Genomic DNA, 7,005 nt, shown 5'->3' on the forward strand with positions numbered 1-7,005 from the left:
GCTGTGGCGTGACACTGCCGCTTAGGTGGCTGTTGGGACTTTGCGAAGTACGACGGCGGCGAGGACTGCCGCCCCAGCCATCAGTACCAGCCCGATTGCCGCGGTGACGTGGACGCCGGAATCGAAGGCTGCCGCCGCAGCATGCCGCACCGCGTCAGCCAGGGGTGCCGGCAGGGCGGCAGCCACATCCATGGCGCCGGCGAGGGTTTCGCCCGCGTTGTGGATGGCGCCCTCGGATGCCGACTCCGCCAACGCGGCCGGCAGCCGGAGGTTGTGCTGGTAGGAAGCCGTCAGGATCGAGCCCAGCACTGTGGTGCCCAGGAGGGCACCAATTTCGTAGCCGGTCTCAGAAATGGCGGCGGCGGCACCGGACTTCTCCGGCGGCGCTGCCCCCAGGATCAGGTCGTTTGAAATAGTCTCGGCCGTACCCACGCCCAGGGCAAGGACCAGCAGGGCGGCCAGCAGAAGCGAGGGGCCGCCGTCGTGGTTCCCGAAGGTGACCACGCTGTAGCCCGTGGCGCTGAAGGCCAGCCCGGCGGCCACCACGAACCCCGGCCGCACGCGCCGCACCAGCGGCACCACGGCCAGCCCTGCCACCACCGTGGCCACAAGGGCCGGGATCATTGCCATGCCCGCTGCCGAAGGGGACATGCCCTCGAGCAGCTGCAGGTGCTGCGCCAGGAAGAGGATGAAGCCGTTGAAGGAAAACAGGGCCAGGACGTTGGCCGTAATGGCCATGCTGAACACCCTGTTCCGGAACAGGGACATATCCAGCAGCGGATTCGCCAGCCGCAGCTGCCGGCGCACGAAGACTGCACCCATGGCCAGGCCGAAGGCGATGCCGGCGAGGGCTGCCGGGCCGGTGCCTTCCGTGGCCAGTTCCTTGATGCCGTAGACCAGGGGGACCATCACCAGCAGGGACAGCAGGATGCTGGGTACGTCCACGCGGCCCGGGGCGGGGTCCTTCGACTCCGGGATGAAGGTTGGGCCGAAGGCCAGGAGGGGCAGCATGAGCGGCACGGCCACCAGGAACACCGCGCCCCACCAGAACTGCTCCACCAGCCAGCCGCCAAAAATCGGTCCCAGGGCCGCCCCGCCGGAGAACCCGGCTGCCCAGATGGCTACCGCCAGCCTGCGGCGGCTGGGCTGCGGAAAGATGTTGCGGATCAGGGAGAGCGTGGACGGCATCAGCATCGCCCCAAAGAACCCCAGGGCGGCACGGCCGGCGATCAGCCAGGCGGGGCTTGGGGCGAAAGCCGTGGCCGCGGACAGGGCGGCAAAGCCGATGCTCCCGATGACCAGCAGCTTCCGCCGCCCAATGCGGTCGCCGAGGCTGCCCATGGACACCAGCAGGCCGGCGAGCACCAGGGGGTAGGCGTCCACGATCCACAGGAGCTGGACGCCGGTGGGTTCCAGGGCGCGGGTGATGGCGGGCAGGGCAAAGGTGAGGGCGGTGTTGTCCACGGCAACCAGCAGGACCGGGAACATCAGTAAGCCCAGGGCGAGCCAGTCCCGCCACGGCGCCCGGACGGCCGGGCCGCCGACGGGGGCCGTCGGGGTCCTGGTGGTGGCAGCGGAAGTTGTCATGAAATAACTATACCGTCCAGACGGTACAGTTACGAAACTAGGCCGGGTTGGAGAGGCTGCCGCCGCAAAAGGCATGATTAGACGCATGCCCCGAAAGCCCGTAGCCCGTGAAGCGGTCCTTGACGCCTTTGAAGCCCTCCTGATTGAGGTGGGTGAGCGCGCGGCAACCCTGGATGCCGTTGCGGCGAAGGCCGGAGTGTCCAAAGGCGGGCTTCTGTACCACTTCCCCAACAAGGAAGCCCTGATCCAGGTGCTGCTGGACCGGCTTGACGGGCTGGCAGGAGCCGACGCCGATGCCATGGCAGCTGCCGGGGAAGGGGCTGCGGCCTACTTCATCCGGTCTTCCGTCTGGGCGGATACTCCGCTGGACCGGGCGATCGTCGCCGCAACCCGCCTGGCGGAGGTGGCGCACGAGGAAACGCGCCGCCGGTTCGCAGCGATCCAGCAGCGCTGGCTCGACGAGATCGCGGCCGACGTGGGCCCGGCGCTTGCCAAAGCAGTGCTGTACATGGGGGACGGGCTCTACTTCAACGCCATGCTGTCTGTGGGGCCGGTACCGCCGGGCGGCGCGGCCGCCGATGTGGACGAATTGCTGGCAGCCCTGGAGCGCCTACGGCGGTAGCCGGCCATTTGCCCCAGCCGCTGCGACGTAGGACAATTAAGCGCTGTGGGAGCCGCCGGCGGCTTCCCGCGACAATCCAAATAAATAGCCTTTGATCTGCGGCGGGAGAGTTCTGCCGAAAGTACAGCAGGCGCCGTAGGAGCAAACCCTCCCCAGGAATCTCACAGGCCCATGTACCGCCGCGGCGAGGCACCTCTGGAAAGCAGCAGGCAGTCCGCCTGGGTAACCCGTTGAGCGGGAGCCTTGGGCTGTTGTGTTCACCGACGGTGCAAGCGGGGCCACGCGCAAGCTGGCAACGCGGAAACTCTCAGGTCCAATACAGAGCGGGGAGGAACCCGAATCGCTGCGGCGTACCCTGCGCCGCCTGAATTATGGAGTTCCTGTGACTGCTTCCCCGGTTTCCGCCACCTTTGTTGACCGGCATATCGGCGCGCGCCGCCAGGCCGACGTTGACACCATGCTCAAGGCCGTCGGCTATGACAGCGTGGATGCGCTCGTGGACAAGGCGGTTCCCAAGGACATCCGGCAGGACACCCCGCTGACGCTGTCGCCGGCGTTGAGCGAGGTTGAAGCGCTCGCAGAACTGCGCAAGCTTGCCGCGAAGAACAAGACCGCGGTCCAGATGATCGGCCAGGGCTATTACGACACCGTGACGCCACCGGTGATCCGCCGCAACATCCTGGAATCCCCGGCCTGGTACACCGCCTACACCCCGTACCAGCCTGAGATTTCGCAGGGCCGGCTCGAAGCGCTGCTGAACTTCCAGACCATGGTCCAGGACCTGGTGGGGCTGCCCATTGCCAACGCCTCGCTGCTCGATGAAGCCACCGCGGTGGCCGAGGCAGTGCTCATGATGAGGCGCGCCAACAAGAACAAGGATGCCAAGGACGGCAAGACCGTCCTCGACGCCGACTGCATGCCGCAGACCATCGCCATCGTCAAGGGCCGTGCCGAGGCGCTGGGCTTCGACGTGGAGATAGCCGATCTTTCCGCAGGCCTGCCGGACGGTGCCATCAACGGCATTGTCCTCCAGCAGCCCGGCGCGTCCGGCCGGGTGTGGGACCAGTCCGGCGTGATCGCCGAGGCGAAGGAACGCGGCGCGCTGGTCACCGTCGCTGCCGACCTGCTCGCCCTGACCCTGATCACGCCTCCGGGCGAGCAGGGTGCGGATATCGCCGTTGGTTCCGCCCAGCGTTTTGGTGTCCCGCTGTTCTTCGGCGGCCCGCACGCGGCCTACATCGCCGTCCAAAAAGGCCTGGAGCGTTCCATGCCCGGCCGCCTTGTCGGTGTGTCCAAGGACGACGCCGGTGTCCCCGCCTACCGCCTGGCGCTGCAGACCCGCGAGCAGCACATCCGCCGCGAGAAGGCCACGTCCAACATCTGCACCGCGCAGGCACTGCTGGCGATCGTCGCGTCCATGTACGCCGTCTACCACGGCCCCGAGGGCCTGAAAGCGATTGCCCAGACCACCAACCGCCATGCCCGCACGCTGGCAGCTTCACTGAAAGCCGCGGGACTCGATGTCCTGCACACCTCCTTCTTCGACACCGTCACTGTCCGCGTACCGGGCAACGCGGCGGGCATCGTTGCCGCTGCGGAGGAGAAGGGCATCAACCTCCGCGGCATCGACGCCGACACCGTGGGCATCTCCGTGGACGAAACCACCACGACGGCGACCATCGCCGACGTCGTCTCCGTCTTCGGCGGGGAGGCAGTGGGATCAACGGGGTCATTCGCATTGGACCCCGCGGTTGAGCGCACCTCGGACTTCCTGCAGCATCCGGTGTTCAACACCCACCGGTCGGAGACCCAGCTGCTGCGCTACATCCGCAGGCTCTCTGACCGTGACCTGGCGCTGGACCGGACCATGATTCCGTTGGGCTCGTGCACCATGAAGCTGAACGCCACGGCCGAGATGGAGGCCATTTCGTGGCCGGAGTTCGCCTCGATCCACCCGTTCGCCCCGGATTCGCAGACCGAGGGCTGGCGTGAACTGATCTCAGGCCTGGAAGCGGACCTGGCCGAGATCACCGGTTATGACCAGGTGTCCATCCAGCCCAACGCCGGGTCCCAGGGCGAGCTCGCCGGCCTGCTGGCGATCCGCGGCTACCACCGCTCCCGCGGCGAGGGCCAGCGCAACATCTGCCTGATCCCGGCCTCGGCGCACGGCACCAACGCCGCGTCCGCGGTGCTCGCGGGGATGAAGGTCGTGGTGGTGGCCACCGCCGCCGACGGCACCATCGACCACGCCGATCTGTACGCGAAGATCGAGGCCCACAAGGACGCACTGTCGGCGATCATGATCACCTACCCGTCCACCCACGGCGTGTATGACGGGGATGTCCGTGAGGTCTGCGACGCGGTCCACGCCGCCGGCGGGCAGGTCTACATCGACGGCGCGAACCTCAACGCGCTGGTCGGTTTGGCGCAGCCGGGCAAGTTCGGCGGCGACGTCTCGCACCTGAACCTGCACAAGACCTTCTGCATCCCGCACGGCGGCGGCGGACCGGGCGTCGGACCCGTCGCGGCCAAAGCCCACCTGGCGCCCTTCATGCCCGGGGACGCCACCAAGGCAGCCCACGAAGAGGGTCATGGCGTAGCAATTTCCGCGTCACGCTTCGGCTCCGCCGGGGTCCTCCCCATCTCCTGGGCCTACGTGAAGCTGATGGGCGGCCAAGGACTGACCGAGGCCACCAAGTCCGCGCTGCTGGCCGCGAACTATGTCGCCTCCCGGCTGAATGAGTACTTCCCGGTGCTCTACACCGGTGAGGGCGGGCTGGTGGCGCACGAGTGCATCCTGGACCTGCGGAACTTGACCGCGAAGACCGGGATTACGGCCGAGGATGTGGCCAAGCGGCTGATCGACTTCGGTTTCCACGCCCCCACCCTGTCCTTCCCGGTGGCCGGGACGCTGATGGTGGAACCCACCGAGTCCGAGGACCTGGCCGAGATCGACCGCTTCATCGAAGCGATGATCACCATCCGCAAGGAAATCGACCAGGTCGCCGCCGGAGACTTCACTGTTGGCGATTCACCGCTGCGCCGGGCACCGCACACGGCAGCCGCCGTCGTGTCCTCGAACTGGGACCGCGCCTACCCGCGGGAGCAGGCAGCCTTCCCCGTGGCCTCGCTCCGGCAGGACAAGTACTTCCCGCCCGTGGGCCGGATCGACGGCGCCGCCGGGGACCGCAACCTCGTCTGCTCCTGCCCGCCCCTCGAAGACTTCGAAAACTAAGGACAAGCCCATGACCGAGAAATACACAGCTCTCTACGACGAGCACAAAAAACTGGGCGCGTCCTTCACGGACTTCGGCGGCTGGCAGATGCCCCTCAAATACAACTCCGAACTGGCCGAACACCACGCCGTCCGCAACGCAGCCGGCCTGTTCGACCTCTCCCACATGGGCGAAGTCTGGGTCACCGGCCCGCAGGCGGCAGCCTTCCTGGACTACGCCCTTGCCGGAAAGTTGTCCGCGGTGGCCGTGGGCAAGGCCAAGTACTCGCTCATCTGCAACGATGACGGCGGCATCATCGACGACCTCATCACCTACCGGCGGCCCGCTGCCGAGGACGGGACCGACGTCTTCCTGGTGGTCCCCAACGCCGGCAACGCCGCGGGGGTCGCCGAGGCGTTGACCGAACGCGCAGCATCCTTCGACGTCCAGGTGCGGGACGCATCAGCGGACACCTCGCTGATCGCCGTGCAGGGGCCCAAAGCCCAGGACCTGCTGCTCCGCCTGGTTCCCGCCAGCAGGCACAACGACGTCACGGGCTTGGTGTACTACGCCGCTGTGGAGGTCCCGTTCCTGGTGGGCGGTGCAGGGCAGGAGCTCCTCCTGGCCCGCACCGGCTACACCGGGGAGGACGGGTTCGAGATTTTCGTGTCCAACGACGCCGCACCCGCCCTGTGGCAGGCCCTCATAGCCATCGCCGACGAAGGGGAACTTACGCCGGCCGGCCTGGCATCCCGCGACTCACTCCGCCTCGAAGCCGGCATGCCCCTATATGGCAACGAACTCTGCCTGCAGGGAGACCCGTTCGCCGCGGGGCTGGGCCCCGTCGTCGCGCTGTCCAAGGAAGGCGACTTCGTGGGCAAGGCCGCGCTGGCCGCCAAGAAGGAAGCCGGCGCCGGCACTACCTCCGGCCGCCGCCTCGTCGGACTGAAGGGACTCGGCCGCCGCGCCGGCCGCGCCCACTACGCGGTCCTCAAGGACGACGCTCCCGTCGGCGAGGTCACCTCCGGCCAGCCCTCACCCACCCTCGGCTACCCGGTGGCCATGGCCTACGTCGACGTCGAACACATTGCCCCCGGCACCGCCCTGGACATCGACCTCCGCGGCAAGGCAGAGCCGTTCGAGGTCGTCGAGCTCCCCTTCTACAAGCGCGCCAAGTAGGTTTCAGTGCCGGGCGTGGTCACTTTTCCCGTCGGGGTGCACACCTCTCACCCCTGAGTTTTTGTCCAGATATGGCGACCTGCGAGCCGTTTATCCCGCCATATGTGGACAAAAACTTTGTACTTGTTAGTTAGGAAGACCCGTTATGGCTGTTGGCGTTTTTGATCTCTTTTCGATTGGGATCGGTCCGTCGTCGTCCCATACTGTGGGGCCGATGCGGGCTGCTGCTGTGTTCGCTGAGGAGCTGAAGGCTTCCGGCAGGCTGACGGACGTGGCTTCGTTGCGGGTGGATTTGTACGGGTCGTTGGCGGCGACCGGGCACGGGCACGGGACGATGACCGCGGTGCTGTTGGGGTTGGAGGGGTTCCATCCGGAGCTGATCCTGCCCGGGGAGGTGGAGGA

General features: G+C 67.2%; 5 protein-coding genes and 1 riboswitch. Of the genes, 4 read left to right on the top strand and 1 reads right to left on the bottom strand.

What is annotated here, in order from left to right; translation table 11 throughout:
* Positions 1 to 21: 21 nt before the first annotated feature.
* Complete coding sequence (locus AC5RU7_RS20125) at positions 22 to 1,587, bottom strand: MFS transporter (RefSeq protein ID WP_494053720.1); 1,566 nt, start codon at positions 1,585 to 1,587, stop codon at positions 22 to 24.
* An 85-nt stretch (positions 1,588 to 1,672) separates the two neighbouring features.
* Between AC5RU7_RS20125 and AC5RU7_RS20130 the strand changes: the two genes are divergently transcribed.
* From AC5RU7_RS20130 to AC5RU7_RS20145, 4 genes are all read left to right on the top strand, one after another.
* The gene (locus tag AC5RU7_RS20130; RefSeq protein WP_494012236.1) at positions 1,673 to 2,209 is read left to right on the top strand and encodes a TetR/AcrR family transcriptional regulator; all 537 of its coding nucleotides are present in this window, start codon (positions 1,673 to 1,675) and stop codon (positions 2,207 to 2,209) included.
* Between the two features lie 92 nt (positions 2,210 to 2,301).
* Positions 2,302 to 2,398: riboswitch (glycine riboswitch) on the top strand.
* A gap of 193 nt (positions 2,399 to 2,591) precedes the next feature.
* Positions 2,592 to 5,444 (top strand): aminomethyl-transferring glycine dehydrogenase, encoded by a 2,853-nt coding sequence (gene gcvP, locus AC5RU7_RS20135; protein WP_494053721.1) that lies wholly within the window; start codon positions 2,592 to 2,594, stop codon positions 5,442 to 5,444.
* A 10-nt stretch (positions 5,445 to 5,454) separates the two neighbouring features.
* Positions 5,455 to 6,603: a glycine cleavage system aminomethyltransferase GcvT gene (gene gcvT / locus AC5RU7_RS20140; RefSeq protein ID WP_494053722.1), complete on the top strand. Its 1,149-nt coding sequence runs from the start codon at positions 5,455 to 5,457 to the stop codon at positions 6,601 to 6,603.
* Positions 6,604 to 6,748: 145 nt separating this feature from the next.
* The coding region (locus AC5RU7_RS20145; protein WP_494053723.1) for a serine dehydratase beta chain at positions 6,749 to 7,005 on the top strand (257 nt) is incomplete at its 3' end.

The sequence above is a fragment of the Arthrobacter sp. K410C genome (genome assembly GCF_059090105.1).

Excerpts from the sequence above, each read along its gene's own strand:
- gcvT (WP_494053722.1), top strand. The coding sequence starts at position 5,455 with ATGACCGAGAAATACACAGCTCTCTACGACGAGCACAAAAAACTGGGC.
- AC5RU7_RS20125 (WP_494053720.1), bottom strand. The coding sequence starts at position 1,587 with ATGACAACTTCCGCTGCCACCACCAGGACCCCGACGGCCCCCGTCGGC.
- AC5RU7_RS20130 (WP_494012236.1), top strand. The coding sequence starts at position 1,673 with ATGCCCCGAAAGCCCGTAGCCCGTGAAGCGGTCCTTGACGCCTTTGAA.